This is a genomic window from Streptomyces sp. NPDC046876 (assembly GCF_040645035.1).
Classification (GTDB): Bacteria; Actinomycetota; Actinomycetes; order Streptomycetales; family Streptomycetaceae; genus Streptomyces.
This window is the reverse complement of the sequence record NZ_JBEYXK010000013.1, coordinates 36,650-60,929: the sequence shown is the minus strand read 5'-3', so window position 1 is coordinate 60,929 and position 24,280 is coordinate 36,650. Positions and strand designations below refer to the sequence as shown.

The following is a 24,280-nucleotide window of genomic DNA, read 5'->3' as shown; positions in this document are numbered from 1 at the left end:
CGGGTGAGGGTGGCGACGCGGCCGTCCGGGGTGGGCGGCTTGTCATACCGGGCGTGGCAGCATCGGCGGCCCCGGAGGTGCTTCCATGCCACGCCGTCTGCTCCATGCCGCCTGCATCGCCGCCGTCCTGCTCGCGGCCTGCCCGCTCTCCCTGACCCACGCCGAGCCGCGTCCCGCCTCCTCGCCCGAGCCCGAACCCGAGCCGGAGCCCGAGCCGACCGTCACGCCCGACGCGACCCCGTCCGCGGTGCCCCGGGTCGGGGCCACGGCGTCCGCCCCGTCGGCATCGCCCTCCGCTTCGGTTCGGGCGCCCGGCAGAGCCACGCCGTCCGCGTCCGCCTCCACGTCCGCCTCCGGACCCTCCGGCTCGGTGCGGGCCTCCGGTCTGCCCTCGGCCTCCGCCTCGGCCTCCGCGCCCGCAGCCTCCGTTCGGGCCTCCGCGCCCGCAGCCTTCCCTCGGGCCACCGCGCCCGCAGCCGCCGGGGACGAAGCCGAGGGGGCCGCCGGCAACGCCGCGCCCCCCGCCGCCGCCCCGGGGGCCGGGGATTACGTCGGGGGGTTGTTGACCCGGCTCCAGGGGCTCTACAGGGAGGCCGAGGAGGCCGCCGAGGCCTATGACGCCGCCGCGGCCGCGCTCAAGGCCCGGCAGGACGACGAGCGCCGGCTGAGCACCGAGCTCGGGCGGGCCCGGGCCGCGCTCGGGGCCGAGCGGGCCGCCGCCGGGCGGCTCGCCCGGGAGCAGTACCAGTCGGCCCGCGGCCTGTCCCCGTACGCCCGGATGCTGCTCACAGGCGACCTCCAGGCGGCGCAGGACCAGCGCCGCCTCGCCGCCCGGGAGAGCGCCCACCAGGCCGGGGTCCTGACCCGCCTCGCCCGCGGCGAACGCCGGGCCGACGCCCTCGCCACCGCCGCCCGCAAGGCCCTCGACGCCCAGCAGGACGCCGCGGCCCGGACGAAGAAGCTGAAGGACCGGGCGGACCTCCGGCTCCGGGAGGTGGAGCGCATGCTCTCCGCCCTCACCGCCGACCAGCTCGCCCGGGTCGGCGCCCGCGAGGCCGAGGACACCGCCGCCGCCCAGCGCGACCTGCTGGCCTCCGGCCGCCTCGGCGCTCCCGGCTCGGCTCCCGCCCGTACGCCGACGGCCGCCGGCGGCGCGGCCCTCGCGTACGCCACCGCCCAGATCGGCAAACCGTACGTGTGGGGCGCGGAGGGGCCGGGAGCCTTCGACTGCTCCGGGCTCACCTCGCAGGCCTGGGCGCACGCCGGCCGGGCCATCCCCCGTACCAGCCAGGAGCAGTGGGCGCAGCTGCCGCGGGTCCCGCTGGACGACCTGAGGCCGGGTGACCTGGTGGTCTACTTCCCCACCGCCACACACGTAGGCCTGTACCTCGGCGAGGGGAAGGTCGTCCACGCCCCGCGCCCCGGGTCCCCGGTGAAGGTCTCCCCGCTCGCCGCGAACCCGCTCCTCGGCGCGGTGCGGCCCGACCCGGACGGCACCCCGTTGGCCGCCTACAGCCTTCCGCCCCTGCCCGAGGCGGCGGCCGGCGGCGGCGATGACGCCGGCGACGACGACGCCGGCTACTCCGCCGCCGAGGCCCCGGCCCCATGAGTAGCCGGACCGACGCGAGTTGAGTACCGTCGCCGAGGTGCCCTGACCCCCGGCGCCGTTCAATGGCGGCATGAACGACACCGCCGCCGCCGAAGCCGCCGCCGCTCGCTCCGTCTCGCTGGTCCGGCCGACCGTCCTCGCGATCCTGCTCACCCCGGTGGCCCTGATGTTCGGGGGGCTGGCCCCCATGGCCACGGACGGCTGCGGCCCCGACCACTGCTCGGCGGGCCTGGACGCCGCCCTCGCGGCCATAGCGGTGTGCTGGCAGGCGACGCCCTTCGCGACTCCCGCACTGCTGCTGGCCGCGTTGCCGATGCCGCGCAGCGGCCGGTACGCCGCCGCGCGCCGCGTCACGTCCTGGTGCGCGGTGCTGCCGCCGGCGGCGGTGGTCCTGATGGTGCTCGGCCTCCCGGCCGCCGGGTAGACCCCGCTACCGGCCCGCGGCCGCCGCGGCCTGGGCCAGGTAGTCCGCCGTGTCCTCGGCGTCGTAGAAGTACGTGTCGAAGTCCGACGGGTTGTCGAAGCCGTTGGCGAAACGGTCCGCCACCGCCTGGTACCGCCCCGCCGCCCCGATCAGGTCCATCACGTGCTCCGGCGGCGCGCCCAGCATCGCGTTCGTCCAGTCGGTCACCGGCTTGCCGGTCGTGAACCAGTACTTGTCGAACGTCGCCTTCATCCAGGCCTCGTCGAACGGCTTGTCCCCGTGCATCAGGATCGACGACAGGTACGAGGCGGCGCACTTGGCCGCGGAGTTCGAGCCCTGCCCGGTGATCGGGTCGTTCGCGACGACCACGTCCGCGACGCCCAGCACCAGCCCGCCGCCCGGCAGCCGCCCGACGGGGTTGCGGACGACCGGCGCGTACCGGCCGGCCAGCGTGCCGCCCGCGTCCGTCAGTTCGACGTCCACCGCCCGCTCGTACTCCCAGGGCGTGAACTTCTCCATCAGCTCCAGGGTGAGCTCCAGGTGCTCCGAGGGGTCGTTCACCCCGCGGAACACGTCGAGCGGCCCGCCCGGGAGCCCCTCCCAGAACAGGATGTCCGCCCGCCCCGACGTGGTCAGGGTCGGCATGACGAAGAGCTCGCCCACGCCCGGCACCAGGGTGCAGCGCACCGCCTCCGTGCCCGGGTGCTCGGGCCGCGGCCGGAGCCCGTGGACGTACGAGAGGGCCAGCGCGCGCTGCGGCGTGCCGTACGGGGAGCGCTTCGGGTCCCGCCCGAACATCGACACGAGCTCGCCCTTGCCCGCCGCGACGAGCACCAGGTCGTACGTGCGGGAGAAGTAGTCGAGGTCGGCGACGGACGCGCCGTGGATGACGAGCTGGCCGCCCTGCTGCACGAAGGTGTCGAGCCAGCCGGCCATCTTCAGCCGCTGGTCCACCGACTGGGCGTACGCCTTGAGGCGGCCGAGCCAGTCCACGGCGCGGGTGCCGTCGGGGCCGGCCACCGAGACGCCGATGCCCTCGATGCGCGGGGTGAGCCGCTCCCAGTAGTTGAGCCCGAGGTCCCGCTCGTGCTGGAGCGCCGTGTCGAACATGACCTGCGTGGACATGATCCGCCCGGTGCGGATCTCGTCCGCGGTCCGGTTGGACATGAGGGTGACGTCGTAGCCCTTCGACTGGAGGCCGATGGCGAGCTGGAGGCCGGACTGGCCGGCCCCCACGACGAGTATCTTGCGCATCTCACGTTCTCGTTTCGGGCAGGTGCGGAGCTTTGAGCGCGGAGCTTTGAGCGGAGCAATGAGCGGAGCAATGAGCAGGCTGTTACTCGGGCGTCGCCTCGAGGGCGTGGGCGACCAGCGTCGTCAACGAGTCCACGACCGTGTCCCGGCGCCGCGCGTCCATGATCATCACGGGGACGTGGGGCGGGATGGTGAGCGCCTCGCGCACGTCCTCCGGCTCGTACGACCGCGAGCCCTCGAAGTGGTTGACCGCGACCGCGTACGGCAGCCCGCAGCTCTCGAAGTAGTCCAGGGCGGGGAAGCAGTCCCGCAGCCGGCGCGTGTCGGCCAGGACGATGCCGCCGATGGCGCCGCGCACCAGGTCGTCCCACATGAACCAGAAGCGCTCCTGGCCGGGCGTCCCGTACACGTACAGCACGAGGTCGTCGGCGAGGGTGATGCGGCCGAAGTCCATCGCGACGGTGGTGGTGTTCTTGTCCGGCGTCGCCGACAGGTCGTCGGTCGGCAGGCTGGCCTGGGTCATCACCGCCTCGGTGCGCAGCGGGGTGATCTCGGAGACGGACGAGACGAACGTGGTCTTGCCGACGCCGAAGCCGCCCGCGACCAGCACCTTGACGGCGACGGGGGCGCGGGAGCGGTCGTACTGCCAGGGCTGGACGGGCTCGTCGTCGATGACGGTGGCGGTTTCACAGACGGCGAAGGCCACTGAGCACCCTTTCGAGCAGCGCGCGGTCGGGACGGCCGGGGCCGTGCCCGGTTCCGTAGACGCGGATCCTTCCCTGGTCGGCGAGGTCGCTGACCAGGACGCGGACCACGCCGAGCGGCAGCTTCAGCAGCGCGGCTATCTCGGCGATGGTGCGCATGCGGCGGCAGACCTCGACGATCGCCGGCATCTCGGGCATGCGGTCGCCGGCGCCGGAGCCGCCGGCGCCACCGCCGGAGCCGCCGGCTCCGGTGCCGTCGCCCGCGTCGCCGTCGGGCTTCTGCGGCTGCGAGGCGCGCGTGTCGAGCGCGGCGACGAAGGTCTCCACGTGCAGGACCTGCGTGAAACGGGTGCGGCCGCCCGTCAGGGAGTACGGGCGGACGCGGGCGGGCCGGCGGTCGGCCCCGCGTATCGGCAGCCGGTCGGATGCCGGGGCCGGGCTCCTCACGTGGTCTTCTCCATCGACTGGCGCAGCTCGCTGCGGACTTCGGGCGTCAGGACGTGTCCGGCGCGTCCGACGAACAGGGCCATGTGGTACGCGACGACGCTCATGTCGCAGTCCGGAGTGGCGTGCACGCCGAGCAGCGAGCCGTCGCTGATGGCCATGACGAAGACGGAACCGTACTCCATCGCCACCATGGTCTGCTTGACCGCCCCGCCGTCCATGAGGGCGGCGGCGCCGGTGGTGAGGCTGCCGAGGCCGGAGACGATGGTGGCGAGGTCGGCGGACGCACCGCGCGGGCCCTTCGGGGCGCCCGCGCCCCCGCCCGCGCCCACGGCGCTCGCGGCGGCGCCTCCGGGGTCGGAGGACAGCAGCAGGAGCCCGTCCGAGGACACGACGGCGACGGAGTTGACGCCGGGCACCTCCTCGACCAGGTCCGTCAGCAGCCACTGCAGGTTGCGGGCCTGGGTGCTCAGTCCGTACGTACTGGGCGCGGTCATGTGCGTGCGTCCTCCTGTGCGGTGTCCCCCTGGTCGGTGTCCTGTGCGAGTTCGGCGGCCACGACGCGCCGCCCGTCCCGCGTCCCCTGGTAGAACCCGCCGAGCCGGCGCCGCAGTTCGTCGGCGTCGACGCGGCGCGGTGCGGGCCGGGCGGGGCCGGCACCGGGGGCGGTGCCGCTGCCGGGGTGGGCCCGGCCGCCGGCGGCCACGGTGCGCGGGGTCCGCTTGGGCAGGCCCTTGGCGGTGACGGGCTCGGGTGCGGCCTCGGGAGCGTGCTCGGGCGCCGCGTCGGGGTGGCTCCCCTGGCGCGGGACCCAGTCGTCCTCGGCGGGTGCGTGCCGGTGGGGTTCCGCCGGTGCGCCGTCCGCGGTGAAGACCTGGTCGGCCGGGGGCAGCCGTTCCGCGTCGGGCGAGGGGTTCTCTTCCGTTACGAGGGCCGGCTGCGCGGGGTCGGCCGAGGACTCCGCGGCCGCCGGGCCGGGGTCGGGCACCGTGAAGGCGCCCGGTTCCGCGTCGGGGACGACCCGCGCGAGGAGTTCGTCTCCGGGATCCCGGTCGGCCGGGGTCTGCGCAGTGAACACCTGCTCGGCGGGCGGCAGCCCCTCCTGCGGCGCGCGCTCGCGCACCGGCAGCGGGGCCGGCCCGGCCGCGGCCGCGGCGCCGTGCGCGTCGCCCCCGGCGTCGGCGGCCTCGGGGGCCGGGACGGTGAAGACCTGCTCGGCCGGAGGCAGCCCGGCCCCGCCCTCCGCACCGGCGGCGAGGGCGTCGGCCGGTGTCACGGGCGCCGCCCCCTGCGCGGGAACCCGCACCCGGGCGGCATCCACCGCGGCATCCACCGCGGGCTCCGTCACGGGGTCCGCAACGGGCTCGGCGTCGGCCGGCCCGGCAGCGAACCCGTCGGCCGGCCCGTCCCCGTACGCGGCGGCGTCGGCCCCGGCACCGGCGGCGAAGCCGTCGGCGAGGGGCTCCGAGCCCGCCAGCGGGTCGGTGTCCGGGCCACCGGCGCCGAAGTCCCCCTCCGCCGCCGGCCGGAGCCGCGGCTGCAGGGTGTTCTCGTTGGCCTCGGCGACCACGCCCGGGAGCTGGTAGTGCGGCAGGCCCGGCGTGGCGGAGGCGAAGGTGTGGACGGGCGAGGGCGAGGCCGGCGGGCCGTCCGGCAGCAGGGCGGCCGGGACGACCACCACGGCCTCGGTGCCGCCGTACTGCGGGGCGCGCAGCTCCGCGGTGACGCCGTGTCGGGCTGCGAGGCGCCCGGCCACGTACAGGCCGAGGCCGAGGCCGTGCTCCGCCTCGGACTCCTCGTCGTAGGCCTCGGGCGTGGCCAGCCGGGCGTTGAGCGCCTCCAGCCGGTCGGCGGTGACGCCGATGCCCTCGTCGACGACGGACAGCACCACGTCGCCGCCGTCGAGCAGGCGGCCGGACACCTTGACCTTGGCGCCGGGCGGCGAGAACGTCGTCGCGTTCTCCAGCAGCTCGGCCAGTACGTGCGAGAGGTCGTCGGCGGCGTGCCCGGCGACCTGCACGAAGGCGGGCAGGACGGCGAGGTCGACGCGCTCGTAGCGTTCGATCTCGCTGACCGCGGCCCGCATGACGTCGACGAGCGGCACCGGGGCGCCGGCGCCGTGGCCGTGCTCCTGGCCGGCGAGGACGAGCAGGTTCTCGTTGTGGCGGCGCATCACGGTCGCCAGGTGGTCCAGCTTGAAGAGGGTCTCCAGCCGGTCCGGGTCCTGCTCCTTGGCCTCGAGCTCCTCGATGACGGCGAGCTGGCGCTCGACGAGGCCGAGGGTGCGCAGCGACAGCGAGACCGAGGTCGTCGACATGACGCGCCGGTGCTCTTCGAGGCCCTCGCGCAGCTGCTTCAGTTCGGCTTCCAGGGCGTCGCGGCCGGAGGCGAGGGCCTCGTTGCGGCCGATGACGCGGCGCTGGTCGGCATCGAGGCCGGCGATCTTGGTGTGCAGGGCGACCGTCTGGTCGCGTACGGCGTTGAGGTGGCGGACGACCTCGGCGAACTCGTCGTTGCGGCCGGTGAAGCGGACCGGTTCGACGGAGCCCTCGGGCGTCGCGAGGCGGGCCGCGCCGCGCCGCAGTACGGACAGCGGCCGGGTGAGGGAGCGGGCGACGGCCGTGGAGACGCCGACGGCGAAGAGGAACAGCACGCCGATGACGGCGACCAGCAGCTCCAGCCGGGTCACGTCGTCGTCGCGCTGGGCGGCGAGGGCGGTGGCCCGCTGCCCGGCGAGGGTGGCTTCCACGGACCGCATGCGGTCGATGCGGGCGGTGAGGGCGGAGCCGACGGCGGCGGTGTCGCCCTTGCGGTCCGCCGCGGAGAGGGTGGGGCGCTCGGTGAGCCGCTTGAGGTGGTCGTCGGCGGCCTTGACCTCGGGGCCGGTGACGGTGGCGGCGAGGGTCTGGCGGACGTCGGGCCGGGCGACGCGCGTGAAGTCCTCCAGCGCGGCCTGCTCCCGTACGCGGGCCCGCTGGGCGGCGGTGCTGAGCTCGTCGGAGACGGCGGCGCCGGGCGCCTGATCGCCGCGGGGGACGGCCAGCGCGGCGAGGAGCAGCCCGCGGGTGGCGGAGGCCTGTTCCACGGCCTGGCCGAGGGGGGCCATCGGGCGGGTGGTGGCGAGGGCGGCCTCGGCGCGCGGCGGGGTCTGCTCGGCGAGCCGGTCGCCCGGCGCGAGAAGTTCCGCGATGACGGCGGAGTAGGCCTGGTGGGCGGCGAGGGCGCTGCCCTTGCCGTCGACGGCTTCGGTGCGGACGGCCTGGATGCGCGCGAGGGCCTTGGCGAGGGGTTCGTCGGCCTCCGCCTTGACCTCGTCGATCTGCCGGTCGGTCAGGGCGGTCCGCTCCTGCACGGGGCCCTTGCCCTGGCCGCCGGGGCGGCCCTTGGCCACGTACTCGACGGCGGCGTCGCGTTCGTCGCCGAGGAGGTGCGCGAGGGTGAGGGTGTGCTGGGCCTGTTCGGCGAGGGTGACCAGCGCCTGGGAGTCGTTCAGCTCGCGGGTCGCCGTGACCACGGCGGGGGCGCCGGCCGCGAGGACGGTGAGTCCGGCGACGGCGACACCGACGACCAGCCTGCTGCGCACGCGGACGCGGCGTCCTGCGGGGGCGGGTCCGTCGGTGGCGGTGCCGTTCTTCCGAGACCGCTTCTTCTGCACCGGTGCTCGCAATCCTGTACGTGTGCTCGTGCTCGTCTACTCGTGTGGCCGAGGTAACGGCCGGTCAACAAGTAAACGCCCCCTGCCCCCTCGTACCGCCTCAGACCTTTGCAGTGTGTTGGGGAGAGAGCCTCACATCGCCCACCCGGCCACTCGAACGAGTGAACATCACGGATGAGTTGCCGACCAACTCGGCGGGGTGACTTCAGGGCGCATCCACCGACGGGTGGTTGAAAGATCGATGGGGGCTTTGGCAATATGCGCGCCCACATGTGCCGGGGATGCCTCCGGGCGGCCCCGGACGGCGGGGAAGCGGCACCCGGCCCCGACACCGCGAGTTGGTACGGACCTTCCCGGGCGATCCGGCCCGCCGCGGGGGTGCCGCGGGCAGAATGTCCGCATGCGCATCGACCTCGCCACGGCCCCCGGCAACCCGGAACGCCCCAACGAGGACTGGCTATCAGCCGCGACGCCCGCCTCGGGCGGCGGCGTCCTGGTCGCCCTGGACGGGGTCACCCCGCCGCCCGGCGACGTCGGGTGCGCGCACGGCGTCCCGTGGTTCACCACCCGACTCGGGGGCCGATTGACCGAACTGTCCGGATCGCGGCGGGACATGCCGCTGGACCGGATCCTGGCGGAGTCCATCCTCGACACCGCCGACGCCCACCGCGGCACGTGTGACCTTTCTCACGTACGCACGCCGCAGGCCACGGTGGTGATGGTCCGCTGGGACGAGGCGTACGTGGAGCACCTGGTGCTCTCGGACTCCGTCCTGCTGCTCGAGGCGCCCGGCGGGGAGGTGACGGCGGTCCTCGACGACCGCCTCGACCGGATCCCGCGCGAGGCGCTGCGCACCCGGGCGACCGCGGACGCGCTGCGCAATGCGGAGGGCGGGTTCTTCACGGCGGCCGCGGACCCGGCGGTCGCGGCGCGGGCGGTGACCGGCCGCACCCCGCGCGAGCGGGTCCGGGCGGTGGCCGCGCTCACCGACGGGGCGAGCCGGTGGACGGACACCTTCGCGGAGGGGGACTGGGCGCGGTGCCTTGCGGTGCTGCGGCGGGAGGGGGCGCGGGGGCTGATCGCCCGGGTCCGCGCGCTGGAGGCGGCCCCGCCGGCCCCACCCCGCGCCAAACGCCACGACGACGCCTCAGCGGCCTACGCAGAACTGTAGGCCCCGACGCCCCTACCCCCGCGGCGTTTGAGGCGCGGGGTTCGGAGCGGCGCCCCGAGGAACCCGGCTCCGCCCGGACCCGCGCCTCAATCGCCGGCGAGGCTGGATTGCCGGACCCCCGTCACAGGGGTTGGCGGAGCCGGGGCTGCCTGGGCAAACTCAGCCTCGCCGGCGTTTGAGGCGCGGGGTCTGGGGCGGCGCCCCAGCAACCCGGCCGCCACCCTCGAAGCCGAGGGTCGGCAATCTCAGCCCCGCCGGCGTTTGAGGCGCGGGGTTCGGGGCGGCGCCCCGAGGAACCCGGCTCCGCCGGGCAGCGGGGGCCGCCCCCCCCCCCCCCCCCCCGGGGGGGGGGGGGGGGGGGGCGCGCCCCCCCCCCCCCCCCCGGAACCCGGCTCCGCCGGGCACCGGGCTCCGCCCGGACCCGCACGCCGGCGAGGCTGGACATGCCGGACCCGGCTTCGAAGCAGAGGCGACGCTGGAGTTGCCGAGCCTCGGGATGGGAAGCCAGTGAGGCGGAGTGGCCGGAGCTCGGCTTCGGGGCGCGTGGCTCGGGCTGGTTCCCGCTGGCCGGGGGCTATTCCTCGCCCTGGTTCAGCTGGTTCAGGAGGCGGGCCAGTTCCGCGACCTCGCCGCGGTCCCAGTCGGCGAGCTTGCGCATGTACTGCTCCCGCCGAGCCCCCCGCACCCGCAGGAACCGCTCGCGGCCCTCCTCGGTGAGTCCGACCAGGAAGGCCCGGCCGTCGGCCGGATCCGGCTCGCGGGCCACCAGCCCCAGCACCTCCAGGGCCCGCAGCTGCCGGCTCATGGTGGCCTTGCCGACCCCGAAGTACGCCGCGAGCTCGGTGGCCCGCTGGCGGCCGGCGGCCTCCAGGCGGACGAGGAGTCCGTACGCGGCGGGCTCCAGCTCGGGGTGCAGGGCGCGCGCCATCTCCCCGGAGGAGGCGCGGGCCCGCCGCAGGAAGACGGACAGCTCCCGCTCCAGGGCGAGGAACTCCTGGTCTTCGCTGCCGTGCACGTGCCGCTCCCGTCGATCCCGTGATCCCGTCCCCGGCCCCGGCACCCGTGCGCCGGAGGCCTCCAGTATTTCGCAGCGCGTACGGCGACGGCCCGGGACCCCGCCGGAGCGGGACTCCCGGGCCGTCGCGCAGGGCTCAGGCGGCCGTGGTGACGGGCACCACCGGCGGGACCTGGTCGCCCTGGACCTGGCCCTGGGCCAGCGCCAGCTGGAGCACCTGGCGGACATCGGTCACCGGATGCACCTCCAGCCCCTCCAGCACCTCGGCGGGGACGTCGTCCAGGTCGGCCTCGTTGCGCTTGGGGATGATGACCGTGGTCAGGCCGGCCCGGTGCGCGGCGAGCAGCTTCTGCTTGACGCCGCCGATCGGCAGGACCCGCCCGGTCAGCGAGACCTCGCCGGTCATCGCCACGTCCGTACGGACCTGCCGCCCGGACAGCAGCGAGGCGAGGGCGGTGGTCATGGTGATGCCCGCGCTCGGCCCGTCCTTGGGGACGGCGCCCGCCGGGAAGTGGATGTGGACGCCCCGGTCCTTCAGGTCGGCGACGGGCAGCTCCAGCTCGGCGCCGTGCGAGCGCAGGAAGCTCAGCGCGATCTGCGCGGACTCCTTCATCACGTCGCCCAGCTGTCCGGTCAGGGTCAGTCCGGCGGCGCCGGTCTCGGGGTCGGCGAGCGAGGCCTCGACGAAGAGCACGTCGCCGCCGGCGCCGGTGACCGCGAGGCCGGTGGCCACGCCGGGGACGGCGGTGCGCCGCTCGGCGGGGTCCTGCGCGGACTCCGGCACGTGGCGCGGCCGGCCGATCAGGGCCCGCAGGTCCTCGGCGCCGATCCGCAGCGGCAGCTCCTTCTCCCCCAGCTCGTGCTGCGAGGCCACCTTGCGCAGCAGCCGGGCGATGGAGCGCTCCAGGGTGCGCACGCCGGCCTCGCGGGTGTACTCGCCGGCGAGCTTGCGCAGGGCGTCCTCCTCCAGGACGACCTCGTCGGCGGCGAGGCCCGCCCGCTCCAGCTGGCGGGGCAGCAGGTGGTCGCGGGCGATGACGATCTTCTCGTCCTCGGTGTAGCCGTCGAGGCGGACGAGCTCCATGCGGTCGGCGAGGGCTTCGGGGATGGCCTCCAGCACGTTGGCGGTGGCGAGGAAGACGACGTCGCTGAGGTCGAGCTCCACCTCCAGGTAGTGGTCGCGGAAGGTGTGGTTCTGGGCGGGGTCGAGGACTTCCAGCAGGGCGGCGGCCGGGTCGCCGCGGAAGTCGGAGCCGACCTTGTCGATCTCGTCGAGGAGGACGACCGGGTTCATCGAGCCGGCCTCCTTGATGGCGCGGACGATGCGGCCGGGCAGCGCGCCCACGTACGTACGGCGGTGGCCGCGGATCTCGGCCTCGTCCCGGACGCCGCCGAGGGCGACGCGGACGAACTTGCGGCCCATGGCGTGGGCCACGCTCTCCCCGAGGGAGGTCTTGCCGACGCCGGGCGGGCCGACGAGGGCGAGGACGGCGCCGCCGCGGCGGCCGCCGATGACGCCCATCCCGCGCTCGGAGCGGCGCTTGCGCACGGCGAGGTACTCGGTGATGCGGTCCTTCACGTCGCTGAGCCCGGCGTGCTCGGCGTCCAGGACGGCGCGGGCGCCGCGGATGTCGTACTCGTCCTCGGTCCGCTCGTTCCAGGGCAGTTCGAGGACCGTGTCGAGCCAGGTGCGGATCCAGGAGCCCTCGGGGGACTGGTCGCTGGCGCGCTCCAGCTTGTCGACCTCCTTGAGGGCGGCCTCCCGCACCTTCTCGGGCAGGTCGGCGGCCTCGACGCGGGCCCGGTAGTCGTCGGACTCCTCGCCCTCCTTCTCGCCGCCCAGCTCGCGCAGCTCCTTGCGCACGGCCTCGAGCTGACGGCGCAGCAGGAACTCGCGCTGCTGCTTCTCGACGCCGTCCTGGACGTCCTTGGCGATGGACTCGGCGACGTCCTGCTCGGCGAGGTGGTCGCGCAGCCAGGTGATGGCGAGCTTGAGGCGGGCGACCGGATCGGCGGTCTCCAGCAGCTCCACCTTCTGGGCCGTGGTCAGGAAGGGCGAGTAGCCGGAGTTGTCGGCGAGGGCGGAGACGCCCTCGATCTGCTGGATGCGGTCCACGACCTGCCAGGCGCCGCGCTTCTTCAGCCAGCTGGTGGCGAGGGCCTTGTACTCCTTGACGAGCTCGGTGACGGATCCGGGCAGCGGATCGGCCAGCCGCTCGTCGACGCTCTCGCCCTCGACCCAGAGCGCGGCGCCGGGCCCGGTGGTCCCGGCGCCGATACGGACGCGGCCGATGCCGCGGATGAGCGCCCCGGGGTCTCCGTCGGAGAGCCGGCCCACCTGCTCGACGGTCCCGAGCACACCGGTGCCGGCGTACTTGCCGTCGACCCGCGGCACGAGCAGCACCCGGGGCTTCCCGCTGCGCACCGCGGCCTGGGCGGCCTCGACGGCGCCCCGCACCTCGGCGTCGGACAGGTCCAGCGGTACGACCATTCCGGGCAGCACGACCTCGTCGTCGAGCGGCAACACGGGCAGGGTGAGCGTTACGGACGTCGAAGCCATGATCTTCCCTCCGGCAGTGAAGTTGAGCTATGTCGACTCAATGCATGTGCGCCTCCCGATGTTCCCCAACTCCTGTTCGCCTCGGGCGAACAGGAGTCGCAGGGTCTGTCGCCCGGTCAGCCGGCGGCTTCCACGCGGATGTCCCCCGAGGAGGTGTGGACGGCGATCCGGGACGCCGCGGCCGGGTCCGAGGCCAGGGAAGCGTCCTGCTTGCCGGAGGCCGTCCCGGTCTCGACCCGGTACGGGGCGCGGGGGACGCGGAGGGTGACGTCGCCCGAGCTCGTGCGGGCCGCCACCGAGGCCGGGGGCTTCGTGAACTCCAGGGCGACGGCGCCGGAGGAGGCGGCGGCCTCGGCGCTCGGCCCGGACAGCCCGGCGCCGGTGACGGAGCCGGAGGCCGTACGGGCCTTCAGCGGGCCGGTGATGCCCTCTGCCCTGATCGCGCCGGAGGATGAAGTGAGCTCGGCCGCGGCCACCCCGGTGGCGGAGATGCGGCCGCTGCTGCTGGTGAGCTTGACGGCGGCGGCGGCCGGAACCTCCAGGCGGTAGTCGACCCAGCACGCCCCCGCGGCGGCGGGGCAGCCGTCGCTGAACACGAGCCGCCCGCCCTCGACCCGCTGCCCGGGCGTCGGGGCGCTGCCGCGGTAGTGCACGGTGCGGCGGACCGTGACGCCCGGCCCGCTGCCGGGGGTGACCTCGATGGAGCCCCGGCGGGCGTCCGGCACCTCGACCGCCGTCACGGCCTCGGCGACCACGGCATCCGCGGTGGCCGTCTCGGTCTTGGCGGCGGCCAGGTCGAACGAGCAGCCGGCCAGCAGCAGTCCGGCACCGGCAGCGACAACCGCCGTACGAACGGGGCGGAACGGGACGGGGTATCGAGTCATGGCCCGAGTCTCCCGGGCCGGGACCGCCTTGCCGATGGTGCGGCTACCCGTCCCGGGGGTGGGGTTATCCCCCTGGGGTCAGAGGCCGACCGTGCCGTCTATGCGTTCGCGCAGGAGGTCGGCGTGGCCGTTGTGGCGGGCGTATTCCTCGATCATGTGGACCAGGACCCAGCGCAGGGAGACCCGGCCGCGCCAGTCGTCCTGTGCCTCCACGTCGAGGTCGGGGGCGTCCGCGGTGAAGGCGCGGGCGAACGCGGTCTCGGCACGCCAGGCCGCCCATGCCGCCTCGGCTGCGGCGGCGGTACCCGGGCCGGGCGGGGCCACGCCGTCGAAGTCCCCGTCCGGGTCGGCCTCCGACGAGAACAGGGCCGGCGCCTCCTGGCCCGCCAGGACCTTCCGGAACCAGCGCCGCTCCATGTCGGCGAGGTGCCGGACCAGGCCCAGCAGCGAGAGCGTGGACGGCTCGACCGAGCGCAGCGACAGTTCGGCGCCCAGCCCGGAACACTTCACCTCGAGCGTCGCCCGCTGCGCCTCCAGGACGTCGGTCAGGATGCTCCGCTCGTCACCCGTCGCGGGTCCGGCGAACCGGTGCTCGGAGGCCGGCCCGCCCGCGAACTCCGCCCTCCTGCCCGTCACCGCCGGCAGCTCCGGCCGCATGGCCCAGTCGGTCCACGAGCCGTCGTACACGGTGAGGGAGGAGTAGCCGGCGAGTTCGGCGCCGAGCGCGAGGACGCAGGCCGTGACCCCCGACCCGCAGCTGAACACCAGCTGCTCCCGCTCCCCGACCAGCGCCGCGAAGGCCTCGCGGAGTTCGGTGGCGGGCCGCATGTGGCCGCCGTCGCCCAGCAGTTCCCCGAACGGCAGGTTGACCGCCCCCGGCATGTGGCCGCCGCGCAGGCCCGGCCGCGGCTCGGGCGCCGTGCCGGCGAACCGCTCCCGGGTCCGGGCGTCCACCACGGCCGCGGCCGGGTCGGCCAGGGCGGCGGTGACGGCATCGCTGCCGACCAGCAGCCCCGGGCGGGGGCGGGCGGTGAAGGAGCCGCGCGGCCCTTCGTACGCCGGCACCGCGTCCTCGACGGGCAGCCCGGCGGCGGTCCAGGCGGGCAGGCCGCCGTCGAGGACGGCGGCCCGGTCGAAGCCCATGGCGCGCAGCATCCACCGGGCGCGGGCGCTGGAGTAGATGCCGGCGCCGTCGTAGACGACGACGGTGGCGGTGTCGTCCACGCCGAGGGCCCGCATCGCCTCGGTGAAGGCGGCGGCGCCGGGCATGGTGTGCGGGGCAGGGGCGTCGTGGTCGGACAGCTCGCCGTCGAGGTCGAAGGGCCGGGCCCCGGGGATCCGCCGGCCGGCGCCGCGGTGAACCCCGACGGAGGCGTCGAAGACGACCAGCCCGGGGCTGCCGAGCCGTGCCCCCAACCAGTCGACCCCCACCAGCGGCCCCACCGGCTCCTGGCCAACTCCCTTGGCGACGTGCGGTGTCGTGTGTGCCGTGTCCATGTGACGCGCCCCGAATCCCCGATGCAACGTACCGCCCCCCATCTTGCCCCAGCCGCCTCAAACGCCGACGGGGCTGGGGCGGGCCTCCTCCGAAGCCGGGGTCGGCCGGGCGCTTGGCGGGGGTCCGGGGCGGAGCCCCAGACACCCCGGCTCCGCCGGGCACCGGGCTCCGCCCGGACCCGCGCCTCAAACGCCGGCGAGGCTGAATTCGCCGGACCCCCGCCCCAGGCGTCGGCGAAGCCGCCTGAACTCCTGGGGCTCCGCCCCAGACCCCGCGCCTCAACCGCCGGCGAGGCTGGATTTCCCGGCCCTCGGCTACGGACGGGACGGCCGAGACCGGTTGTGCCGACCTTCGGCTTCAAAGTGGGCGGCCGTGGCCGCATGTACCGCCCCCTGTCACCGGGCGCCGGTCCCGAACCTTCAAGCCCCGCCGGCGCCTGCACTTCAAGCCCCGCCGGTGCTCGAGGCGAACGGGGTCCGGGGCGCAGCCCCGCACTCCAGGCCCCGCACTTCAAGCCCCGCCGGCGCTTGAGGCGAAGGGGGTCCGGGGCGCAGCCCGGGAAACGGTGAAAGGGCGGGGCGGGGAGTAGCTCCGCGCAGCGGCACCCGCGGACCGCGGCGAGCGCGGCACCCGGGCGGCCGCCGGGCCCGCAGGCACGCATCCCCGGGCCCGGGCCGGTCAGGGGCAGGCGCCGCGCCGGGCGTACACGGCGATGCGGGCCCCCCGGACCTCCTCCACCCCGCACAGGGCGAATTCCGCGCCCAAAACCTCCCGCTTCGCGGCCTCCCCCGGGTACGGATCCAGCGGCTGCCCGGCCGGATCCAGCAGGGCCACCACCCGCGGGGCGGCCGCGAGCCGCGCCCGGATCTCCGCCGCCGGCACCTCGGTGCCCCACAGCGAGGCCGAGGCCGCCGGGGACCGTTCCAGGGCCAGGTCCCGCAGCCCCCCGTACACCCCGGGCGAGGACAGCAGCCAGGCGCGCCGCCGGGCCGGCATGAACAGCACCGCGTCCCCGGGCCGGGCCCGCTCCCGGACCGCGGCGGCCACCGCGAGGGCGTCGTCCTTGCGGCTCTCGGGGGTGCGCAGCCAGACCGACCACCACCCGAACGGCAGCAGGAGCAGGGCGACCCCGACCCCGGCCCCCACCCGCGCCCGCCGGCGCCGCACGGCCGCGAGCCGGGCCCCGGCGGCCAGGGCGAGCCCGGCCAGGGCGTACAGCACGTACCGGTCGACGTACCAGGGGTGGACCAGCGAGACCGCCATGAGCACCCCGGGCGGCAGCAGCGCCAGCGGCACGGCGACCCGGACCAGCTCCCGCGGCAGCGCGCCGCCGCGGGTGAGCAGCCGGACGGCGACGGCGAGGACCGCGTACGCCGCCCAGTCCTGCCACTTCGGCCGGCCGAGCCAGCCCAGCTGCTGCTCCGCCTGGCGGGCGCTGACCACGGCCAGCGGCAGCACCAGCACGAGCACCGCGGCGGCCGCGCGCCGCCAGCCGGGCGAGCGCCGGGCGGTGACGGCGTGCGCGAGGAGGGCGAGGGCGGCGAACTCGTGCAGCCAGCACCCCACCGCCAGCACCGCCCCGTACGCGGTCCAGCGCTCGCACAGCATGAGGTACGTGGCCCAGACGACGGCCGCCGCGACCAGCGCGTACGAGCGGCCCTCCTGGGCGTACATCTGCACGGGCGGCAGCACGGCGTAGACCAGCCCGCCCAGCAGCCCGGCCCGCTCCCCCGCGAGCCGGCGGCCGACGGCGGCCACTCCGGCGGCGGCGAGGGCGGTGGCGGCGACGGACGGCAGCCTCAGCGCCCACAGGCCTCCGGCGGCACCCGCCGGGTCGCTGCCGAGGAGCCGGAACACGCCGTGCATCAGGAGGTAGTAGAGGCCGTGGACGGCATCGACGTGCCCGAGCAGGTCCCACAGCCCGCCGAGCGGCCGGTGCGCCACCTCCCAGGTGACGGCCTCGTCGCGCCACATGCTGCCGCCTCGGCCGCCGGCACCGCCGTCGCCATCGTCGCGCGACAGGCCCCACAGCCCGAGGAGGAGGGCGAGCAGCGGCGGCAGGCAGCGCGGGACGGCGGTGCGGATGTCGTCCTCCGGGTGCTTTCCGTACGGGCGGGGCCGACTCCATACTCGGGGGTCGGCCCGAATACCTGCGGGGGTGGGGTGTGCGCGCGAGGAGAGCGACGGCAGCGGCGGTGCTGCTGGGTGCGGTGGTCCTGGCCGGGTGCGGTGCGGGCGGCGCGGACGGGGCCGCACCGAACCCCTCGCACAGCAGTACGACCGCCGGCCCGGGCACGCCGACCACCCCGACGCCGACACCCACGACGCCCCGGCCGCCCTCCGCAGCCGAGCGCCTGGTCACCGTCACCCGCAGCGGCGGCTTCGCCGGCCGGACCACCAGCCTGCTGGTCAAGGGCGACGGCTCCTGGATCCGGCTGGACGGCAAGGCCCGGCAGGTCGGCGCCGGGAAGCTGTCGCCGGACGGCCTGGCGCGGCTGCGCAGCGCGCTCGCGGCGGCGGACTTCCCGCACCTGCCGCGGGTCCCGAGGGGCGGCCCGACGGTCTACGACGGGTTCACGTACGCCTTCGTGCACGGCGGCTTCGAGGTCATGGCGGCCGACGGCAGCATCCCGGCGGCCCTGTCGGAGGTCCTGTCCGCGCTGCCCCCGTTCGAGGGGAGCTGACGGCGCCGGGCCTGGCCCGGGCACGCCTTACGGGCCACGCCTGACGGGCCCGCCCACCAGGCCCTCTGACGGGGGACACGGACCCGCCACCCCGAGGTAACGGTTCGGGTACGTTCACAAGGCCCGGCATCGCCGCTCATGTCCGGTTCCGCCCCCAAGCGGAACCCGTACCTCCGGCGTTTTCGCTGTCTGAACCCCGCATAGCCGCAGGCCGGTGCCTCCTCTACGCTGCCCCCATCACGCGGATCTTCAGGGGCGGGACATGGAACAGACGACGCACACCACCCACGGCGGCGCGGCGGCCACTCCCGGCGCCCAGCGGCGCGTGCTCGTGGTCGAGGACGACCGCACCATCGCCGACGCCATCTCGGCCCGGCTGCGCGCCGAGGGCTTCCAGGTGCAGACGGCCTACGACGGCCCGGCCGCCGTGGCCTCGGCCGAGAGCTGGCAGCCGGAGCTGCTGGTCCTGGACGTGATGCTGCCCGGCTTCGACGGCCTGGAGGTCTGCCGCCGGGTCCAGGCGCAGCGCCCGGTGCCGGTGCTGATGCTCACCGCGCGCGACGACGAGACGGACATGCTGGTCGGGCTCGGCGTGGGCGCGGACGACTACATGACGAAGCCGTTCTCGATGCGCGAGCTCGCGGCCCGGGTGCACGTGCTGCTGCGCCGCGTGGAGCGCGCGACGCTGGCCGCAACCGCCCCGCGGGGGGCCACCCTGCGCCTGGGGGACCTGGAGATCGACCACGCGCAGCGCCGGGTCCGGGTCCAGGCCGAGGACGTGCACCTGACGCCGACCGAGTTCGACCTGCTGGTGTGCCTGGCGGGGACGCCGCGGGCGGTGCTCTCGCGGGAGCAGCTGCTCGCCGAGGTGTGGGACTGGGCCGACGCCTCCGGCACCCGTACGGTCGACAGCCACATCAAGGCCCTGCGCCGGAAGATCGGGGCGGAGCGGATCCGTACGGTCCACGGCGTCGGGTACGCCCTGGAGACCCCGGCGCAGGCGTGAGCGGCGGGCGCCCCGAGGGAGGGCTGCGCCCGTTCTCCCCGTTCTCGATCAAGACGAAGCTCGGCACGCTGGTGGTGGTGTCGGTCTTCATCACCACGGGCCTGCTGATGGTGGCCTTGCGCACCGACACCGAGCTCCGCTTCATCACCGTCTTCTCGGTGATCGCCTCGATGCTGATCACCCAGTTCGTGGCGCACAGCCTGACGGCCCCGCTGGACGACATGACGCGGGTGGCCCGGGCGATCTCGCACGGGGACTTCACCCGCCGGGTGCGCGGGGCGGGCCGCCGCGACGAGCTGGGCGACCTGGCCTCCACGATCAACCTGATGGCGGACGACCTGGAGGCCGTGGACCGGCACCGCCGGGAGCTCGTCGCCAATGTCTCGCACGAGCTGCGCACGCCGATCGCGGCGCTGCGGGCGGTGCTGGAGAACGTGGTGGACGGGGTCTCCGAGGCCGACCCGGAGACGATGCGGACCATGCTGAAGCAGACGGAGCGCCTCGGCCGGCTGGTGGAGACGCTGCTGGACCTGTCCCGGGTGGACAACGGGGTGGTCCCGCTGAAGGCGCGGCGCTTCGAGGTGTGGCCGTACCTGTCGGGCGTGCTGAAGGAATCCGGGCTGGCGGCGGCCGGCCGGCCGGGGCTGGCCTCGGGCTCGGGCGGGCACACCCGCAACGACGTGCACCTGCACCTGGACGTGTTCCCGCCCGGGCTGACCGCGTACGCGGACGCCGAGCGGCTGCACCAGGTGGTGGCGAACCTGATCGACAACGCGGTCAAGCACAGCCCGGCGCTGGGCCGGGTCACCGTCCGTGCCCGGGCCGGGGAGGCGCCCGGGAGCCTCGCCCTGGAGGTGGTGGACGAGGGCCCCGGGATCCCGGAGGCCGAGCGGCACCGGGTCTTCGAGCGGTTCAACCGGGGCAGCGCCAGCGGCGGCGACGGGGGCACCGGTCTGGGCCTGGCGATCGCCCGCTGGGCGGTCGAGCTGCACGGCGGCCGGATCGGCGTGGCCGAATCGTCACGGGGCTGCCGCATCCTTGTCACGCTTCCGGGCAGCCCCGCGGCGCCGCATTGACGTAGGGTTCGACTGGGAAGGACATGATCTCGGCCACACGTGCCCGGGGTCCGTCAGGGGTGCGAAGCCAGGGGGCCGCAACCCGGTTGTGCGCTACCCGAACCAGGCTCGTTTCCCGCCATTCAGGGCCCCGAAACCCGCCGTTCGGTGTGACCTACATGACGGAAGTCCCGCCCGGTCTGCATCTCCCCGCCCGGGAGGCGTAGCCTTTATTCCCGCTGTCCATACCTTGTGAAGCGGAAGAGGGCGGTTGCCGCCGTGTCGCCACAGTCCCCCAGTAACTCGAGCACAACGACCGAAGCAGCAGAAGGCGGGAAGACCCCTGCCTCAGGCTTCGGCGCCAATGAGTGGCTCGTCGACGAGATCTACCAGCAGTACCTCCAGGACCCGAATTCGGTCGATCGGGCCTGGTGGGACTTCTTCGCCGACTACAAGCCGGGGGGCGCGAGCGCTCCCGCCAAGGCCGACGAGCCGGTGAAGTCCCAGACGACGGTTGGCGCCTCCGCACAGGCCTCCACCACCGTCGCCGCGCAGGTCTCCGACGCCGCCGCCACGGGGGCGGCGAGCGCTGCAGCCCCCGCTCCGACCGCCGCACCTGTGTCAGCTCCTGCCCCTGCTCCTGCCACTCCCTCTGGTGCCCCTGCTGTGACTGTCACCTCCCAGGCCCCGGCCGCCGCACCGGCCGCGCCCGCCCCTCAGGCCCAGGCTCCGGCCGCCGCCGCCCCCGCCGCCCCCAAGGCCGCGCCCGCCACCGAGGCCCCGGCGGGCCCCGAGCTGGTGACGCTCCGCGGCCCGGCCGCCGCGGTCGCGAAGAACATGAACGCCTCCCTCGACGTGCCGACGGCCACCTCGGTCCGCGCCGTCCCGGTGAAGCTGCTGTTCGACAACCGCATCGTCATCAACAACCACCTCAAGCGCGCCCGCGGTGGGAAGATCTCCTTCACCCACCTCATCGGCTACGCGATGGTGCAGGCCATCAAGGCCATGCCGTCCATGAACTACTCCTTCGCGGAGAAGGACGGCAAGCCGACCCTGGTCAAGCCGGAGCACGTGAACTTCGGCCTCGCGATCGACCTGGTCAAGCCGAACGGCGACCGCCAGCTCGTCGTCGCCGGCATCAAGAAGGCCGAGACCCTGAACTTCTTCGAGTTCTGGCAGGCCTACGAGGACATCGTCCGCCGCGCCCGCGTCGGCAAGCTGACGATGGACGACTTCACCGGCGTGACGGTCTCCCTGACCAACCCGGGCGGCCTGGGCACCGTCCACTCCGTGCCGCGCCTGATGCCCGGTCAGTCGGTCATCATGGGCGTCGGCTCCATGGACTACCCGGCCGAGTTCCAGGGCACCTCGCAGGACACCCTGAACAAGCTGGGCGTCTCCAAGGTCATGACCCTGACCTCGACCTACGACCACCGGGTCATCCAGGGTGCGGCCTCCGGCGAGTTCCTGCGGATCGTCGCCAACCTGCTCCTCGGCGAGAACGGCTTCTACGACGACGTCTTCGAGGCGCTGCGGATCCCGTACGAGCCGGTCCGCTGGATGCGCGACATCGACGCCTCGCACGACGACGACGTCACCAAGGCCGCCCGCGTCTTCGAGCTGATCCACTCCTACCGGGTCCGCGGCCACGTCATGGCCGACACCGACCCGCTGGAGTACAAGCAGCGCAAGCACCCCGACCTCGACATCACCGAGCACGGCCTCACCCTGTGGGACCTGGAGCGCGAGTTCGCCGTCGGCGGCTTCGCCGGCAAGTCGATGATGAAGCTGCGCGACATCCTCGGCGTGCTGCGCGACTCGTACTGCCGCACCACCGGCGTCGAGTTCATGCACATCCAGGACCCCAAGCAGCGCCGCTGGATCCAGGACCGCATCGAGCGCCCGCACACCAAGCCGGAGCGCGAGGAGCAGCTGCGGATCCTGCGCCGCCTGAACGCGGCGGAGGCCTTCGAGACCTTCCTGCAGACGAAGTACGTCGGCCAGAAGCGCTTCTCGCTGGAGGGCGGCGAGTCCGTCATCCCGCTGCTCGACGCGGTCATCGACTCCGCGGCCGAGGCCCGCCTCGAAGAGGTCGTCATCGGCATGGCCCACCGCGGCCGCCTGAACGTCCTCGCCAACATCGTCGGCAAGTCGTACGCGCAGATCTTCCGCGAGTTCGAGGGCAACCTCGACCCGAAGTCGATGCACGGCTCCGGCGACGTGAAGTACCACCTGGGCGCCGAGGGCACCTTCACGGGCCTCGACGGCGAGCAGATCAAGGTCTCGCTCGTCGCGAACCCGTCCCACCTCGAGGCCGTGGACCCGGTCCTGGAGGGTGTGGCCCGCGCCAAGCAGGACATCATCAACAAGGGCGGCACGGACTTCACCGTCCTGCCGGTCGCCCTGCACGGTGACGCGGCCTTCGCCGGCCAGGGCGTCGTCGCCGAGACGCTGAACATGTCGCAGCTGCGCGGCTACCGCACCGGCGGCACCGTCCACGTCGTGATCAACAACCAGGTCGGCTTCACCGCCGCCCCGGAGTCCTCGCGTTCCTCGATGTACGCCACCGACGTGGCCCGCATGATCGAGGCGCCGATCTTCCACGTGAACGGCGACGACCCGGAGGCCGTGGTCCGCGTTGCCCGTCTGGCGTTCGAGTTCCGCCAGGCGTTCAACAAGGACGTGGTCATCGACCTCATCTGCTACCGCCGCCGCGGCCACAACGAGTCCGACAACCCGGCCTTCACGCAGCCGCTGATGTACGACCTGATCGACAAGAAGCGCTCGGTGCGCAAGCTGTACACCGAGTCCCTCATCGGTCGCGGCGACATCACCCTCGAAGAGGCCGAGCAGGCGCTGCAGGACTTCCAGGGCCAGCTGGAGAAGGTCTTCGCGGAGGTCCGCGAGGCCGCCACGCAGCCCGCGGTCGCCCCGCCGGCCACCCCGTCGGAGCAGGCCGACTTCCCGGTCGCGGTCAACACCGCGGTCTCCCCGGAGGTCGTGAAGCGGATCGCCGAGTCCCAGGTCAACATCCCCGAGGCGCACACCGTCCACCCGCGTCTGCTGCCGCAGCTGCAGCGCCGCGCGGCGATGATCGACGACGGCACCATCGACTGGGGCATGGGCGAGACGATCGCCTTCGGCTCGCTGCTGATGGAGGGCACCCCGGTCCGGCTGTCCGGCCAGGACTCCCGCCGCGGCACCTTCGGCCAGCGCCACGCCGTCCTGATCGACCGTGCGACGGGCGAGGACTACACCCCGCTGCAGCACCTGTCGGACGACCAGGCCCGCTTCAACGTGTACGACTCGCTGCTGTCGGAGTACGCGGCGATGGGCTTCGAGTACGGCTACTCGCTGGCCCGCCCGGACGCGCTGGTGCTGTGGGAGGCCCAGTTCGGTGACTTCGTCAACGGCGCGCAGACCGTCGTCGACGAGTTCATCTCCTCGGCGGAGCAGAAGTGGGGCCAGACCTCCGGCGTCACCCTGCTGCTCCCCCACGGCTACGAGGGCCAGGGCCCGGACCACTCCTCGGCCCGCCCGGAGCGGTTCCTGCAGCTCTGCGCGCAGAACAACATGACGGTCGCGATGCCGACGCTCCCGTCGAACTACTTCCACCTGCTGCGCTGGCAGGTCCACAACCCGCACCACAAGCCGCTGATCGTCTTCACCCCGAAGTCGATGCTGCGTCTGAAGGCGGCGGCGTCCAAGGCGGAGGAGTTCACGAGCGGCTCGTTCCGTCCGGTCATCGGCGACACGGCCGTGGACCCGAACGCGGTCCGCAAGGTCGTGTTCTGCGCGGGCAAGGTCTACTACGACCTGGAGGCCGAGCGGGTCAAGCGCGGCATCACCGACACCGCCATCATCCGCATCGAGCGCCTCTACCCCCTCCCGGGTGCGGAGCTCCAGGCCGAGATCGCCAAGTTCCCGAACGCGGCGAAGTACATCTGGGCGCAGGAGGAGCCGGCGAACCAGGGTGCGTGGCCGTTCATCGCGCTGAACCTGATCGACCACCTCGACCTGGCGGTCGGCGCCGACCTTCCGCCGGCGGAGCGGCTGCGGCGGGTCTCCCGCCCGCACGGCTCGTCCCCGGCGGTCGGCTCCGCGAAGCGGCACCAGGCTGAGCAGCAGCAGCTGCTCAACGAGGTCTTCGAGGCCTGACCGCTGCGCTAGCTGAACCCTCGGAAGGCCCGGCCCCCACCACGGGGACCGGGCCTTCCGGCATGTTCGGCCTCGGCGACGTCTCGGAGAACCCGGCTCCGCCGGGCACCGGGCTCCGCCCGGACCCGCGCCTCAAACGCCGGCGGGGCTGGATGTGCC

General features: G+C 74.5%; 17 protein-coding genes and 1 pseudogene. 7 read left to right on the top strand and 11 right to left on the bottom strand.

Annotation, left to right across the window (positions count from 1 at the left end):
- Positions 1 to 85 precede the first annotated feature (85 nt).
- Both ABZ924_RS10720 and ABZ924_RS10715 read left to right on the top strand, forming a co-directional pair.
- Positions 86 to 1,609, top strand: coding sequence for a C40 family peptidase (locus ABZ924_RS10720; RefSeq protein ID WP_361906752.1), 1,524 nt, complete (start codon positions 86 to 88; stop codon positions 1,607 to 1,609).
- Between the two features lie 70 nt (positions 1,610 to 1,679).
- A complete protein-coding gene (locus ABZ924_RS10715) occupies positions 1,680 to 2,033 on the top strand; it encodes a hypothetical protein (RefSeq protein ID WP_361906750.1) in 354 nt (117 codons plus the stop codon).
- Between the two features lie 6 nt (positions 2,034 to 2,039).
- Here the strand turns inward: ABZ924_RS10715 and ABZ924_RS10710 are convergent, their stop codons facing one another.
- The 5 genes from ABZ924_RS10710 to ABZ924_RS10690 all read right to left on the bottom strand — a co-directional run bounded on the left by ABZ924_RS10710 (position 2,040) and on the right by ABZ924_RS10690 (position 8,090).
- On the bottom strand, positions 2,040 to 3,287 hold the full coding sequence (locus ABZ924_RS10710) for a styrene monooxygenase/indole monooxygenase family protein (RefSeq protein WP_361906748.1): 1,248 nt from the start codon (positions 3,285 to 3,287) through the stop codon (positions 2,040 to 2,042).
- Positions 3,288 to 3,369: 82 nt separating this feature from the next.
- Positions 3,370 to 3,993 carry an ATP/GTP-binding protein gene (locus ABZ924_RS10705; RefSeq protein ID WP_361906746.1) on the bottom strand — a complete coding sequence of 208 codons (624 nt, stop codon included), beginning with the start codon at positions 3,991 to 3,993 and terminating at the stop codon, positions 3,370 to 3,372.
- Complete coding sequence (locus tag ABZ924_RS10700) at positions 3,974 to 4,438, bottom strand: DUF742 domain-containing protein (RefSeq protein WP_361906744.1); 465 nt, start codon at positions 4,436 to 4,438, stop codon at positions 3,974 to 3,976. The genes ABZ924_RS10705 and ABZ924_RS10700 overlap by 20 nt, the downstream gene beginning before the upstream one ends.
- Positions 4,435 to 4,932, bottom strand: coding sequence for a roadblock/LC7 domain-containing protein (locus ABZ924_RS10695; protein ID WP_361906742.1), 498 nt, complete (start codon positions 4,930 to 4,932; stop codon positions 4,435 to 4,437). Before ABZ924_RS10695 ends, ABZ924_RS10700 begins: the two co-directional genes overlap by 4 nt.
- Positions 4,929 to 8,090: a nitrate- and nitrite sensing domain-containing protein gene (locus tag ABZ924_RS10690; RefSeq protein WP_361906740.1), complete on the bottom strand. Its 3,162-nt coding sequence runs from the start codon at positions 8,088 to 8,090 to the stop codon at positions 4,929 to 4,931. The genes ABZ924_RS10695 and ABZ924_RS10690 overlap by 4 nt, the downstream gene beginning before the upstream one ends.
- A 400-nt stretch (positions 8,091 to 8,490) precedes the next feature.
- Here ABZ924_RS10690 and ABZ924_RS10685 point away from each other — a divergent pair, with 400 nt between their 5' ends.
- On the top strand, positions 8,491 to 9,261 hold the full coding sequence (locus tag ABZ924_RS10685; RefSeq protein ID WP_361906738.1) for a protein phosphatase 2C domain-containing protein: 771 nt from the start codon (positions 8,491 to 8,493) through the stop codon (positions 9,259 to 9,261).
- Positions 9,262 to 9,835: 574 nt separating this feature from the next.
- Here the strand turns inward: ABZ924_RS10685 and ABZ924_RS10680 are convergent.
- From ABZ924_RS10680 to ABZ924_RS10655, 6 genes and pseudogenes are all read right to left on the bottom strand, one after another.
- On the bottom strand, positions 9,836 to 10,276 hold the full coding sequence (locus ABZ924_RS10680) for a MarR family transcriptional regulator (RefSeq protein ID WP_361906736.1): 441 nt from the start codon (positions 10,274 to 10,276) through the stop codon (positions 9,836 to 9,838).
- Between the two features lie 136 nt (positions 10,277 to 10,412).
- A complete protein-coding gene (gene lon / locus ABZ924_RS10675) occupies positions 10,413 to 12,836 on the bottom strand; it encodes an endopeptidase La (protein ID WP_361906734.1) in 2,424 nt (807 codons plus the stop codon).
- Positions 12,837 to 12,952: 116 nt separating this feature from the next.
- Positions 12,953 to 13,720, bottom strand: a complete 768-nt coding sequence (locus ABZ924_RS10670; protein WP_361906732.1) for a DUF4097 family beta strand repeat-containing protein — start codon at positions 13,718 to 13,720, stop codon at positions 12,953 to 12,955.
- Positions 13,721 to 13,798: 78 nt separating this feature from the next.
- A complete protein-coding gene (locus ABZ924_RS10665; protein WP_361906850.1) occupies positions 13,799 to 14,356 on the bottom strand; it encodes a DinB family protein in 558 nt (185 codons plus the stop codon).
- Positions 14,348 to 15,217: pseudogene (locus tag ABZ924_RS10660) on the bottom strand (sulfurtransferase); the annotation flags it as partial. The pseudogene ABZ924_RS10660 and the gene ABZ924_RS10665, both read right to left, overlap by 9 nt.
- 679 nt (positions 15,218 to 15,896) lie before the next feature.
- Positions 15,897 to 17,192: a glycosyltransferase family 39 protein gene (locus tag ABZ924_RS10655; protein ID WP_361906730.1), complete on the bottom strand. Its 1,296-nt coding sequence runs from the start codon at positions 17,190 to 17,192 to the stop codon at positions 15,897 to 15,899.
- 191 nt (positions 17,193 to 17,383) lie between these two features.
- Between ABZ924_RS10655 and ABZ924_RS10650 the strand changes: the two genes are divergently transcribed.
- The 4 genes from ABZ924_RS10650 (at position 17,384) to ABZ924_RS10635 (ending at position 24,121) form a co-directional block, all read left to right on the top strand.
- On the top strand, positions 17,384 to 17,902 hold the full coding sequence (locus tag ABZ924_RS10650) for a hypothetical protein (RefSeq protein ID WP_361906728.1): 519 nt from the start codon (positions 17,384 to 17,386) through the stop codon (positions 17,900 to 17,902).
- 262 nt (positions 17,903 to 18,164) lie between these two features.
- Positions 18,165 to 18,908 carry a response regulator transcription factor gene (locus tag ABZ924_RS10645; protein WP_361906726.1) on the top strand — a complete coding sequence of 248 codons (744 nt, stop codon included), beginning with the start codon at positions 18,165 to 18,167 and terminating at the stop codon, positions 18,906 to 18,908.
- The gene (locus ABZ924_RS10640; protein ID WP_361906724.1) at positions 18,905 to 19,984 is read left to right on the top strand and encodes a HAMP domain-containing sensor histidine kinase; all 1,080 of its coding nucleotides are present in this window, start codon (positions 18,905 to 18,907) and stop codon (positions 19,982 to 19,984) included. The genes ABZ924_RS10645 and ABZ924_RS10640 overlap by 4 nt, the downstream gene beginning before the upstream one ends.
- 258 nt (positions 19,985 to 20,242) lie before the next feature.
- Positions 20,243 to 24,121 carry a multifunctional oxoglutarate decarboxylase/oxoglutarate dehydrogenase thiamine pyrophosphate-binding subunit/dihydrolipoyllysine-residue succinyltransferase subunit gene (locus ABZ924_RS10635; RefSeq protein ID WP_361906723.1) on the top strand — a complete coding sequence of 1,293 codons (3,879 nt, stop codon included), beginning with the start codon at positions 20,243 to 20,245 and terminating at the stop codon, positions 24,119 to 24,121.
- The last annotated feature ends 159 nt before the right edge of the window (positions 24,122 to 24,280 follow it).